The sequence below is a fragment of the Maribellus luteus genome, assembly GCF_003576475.1.
GTDB classification, from domain to species: Bacteria; Bacteroidota; Bacteroidia; order Bacteroidales; family Prolixibacteraceae; genus Draconibacterium; species Draconibacterium luteum.
In genome coordinates this window covers 1-507 of the sequence record NZ_QWGR01000325.1, presented here as the reverse complement: position 1 = coordinate 507, position 507 = coordinate 1, and the positions used below count along the sequence as shown (strand labels likewise).

The following is a 507-nucleotide window of genomic DNA, read 5'->3' as shown; positions in this document are numbered from 1 at the left end:
AGACCCGCGCGCGGATTTACGATCGCGAGGGCGTGCTGGTGCTCGACAGCCGCAATCTTTACGGCCGCGGCGACGTGATGCGCTTTGAACTGGCACCGCCCAATGCGGAAAAGCCGGGCTTCGCCGAAAAGACCATGATCGCGATCCGCACCTGGCTCAACCGCGGCGACCTGCCGCTGTATCGCGAGTTGGGACCGGAAAACGGCAACGGCTATCAGGAAGTCCAGCAGGCGCTCGACGGCCGCAAGGGCAGCATGGTGCGGATCAACGACCGCGGCGAAGTGATCGTCTCGGTGTCGGTGCCGGTGCAGCGCTTCCGCGCGGTGCATGGCGCGCTGATGCTCTCGACCCAGGGCGACGACATCGACCAGCTGGTGACCAACGAGCGGCTCGCGATCCTCAAAGTGTTCGGCATCGCGTCGGGCGTGATGATCCTGCTGTCGCTGCTGCTCGCAAGCACCATCGCCGGTCCGATGCGCCGCCTCGCCGACAGCGCCGAGCGCGTCC

1 protein-coding gene is annotated in these 507 nt (G+C 66.5%); it reads left to right on the top strand.

Annotated elements, in window-relative coordinates; translation table 11 throughout:
• The coding region (locus D1614_RS29090; protein WP_175579334.1) for a stimulus-sensing domain-containing protein at positions 1-507 on the top strand (507 nt) is incomplete at both ends.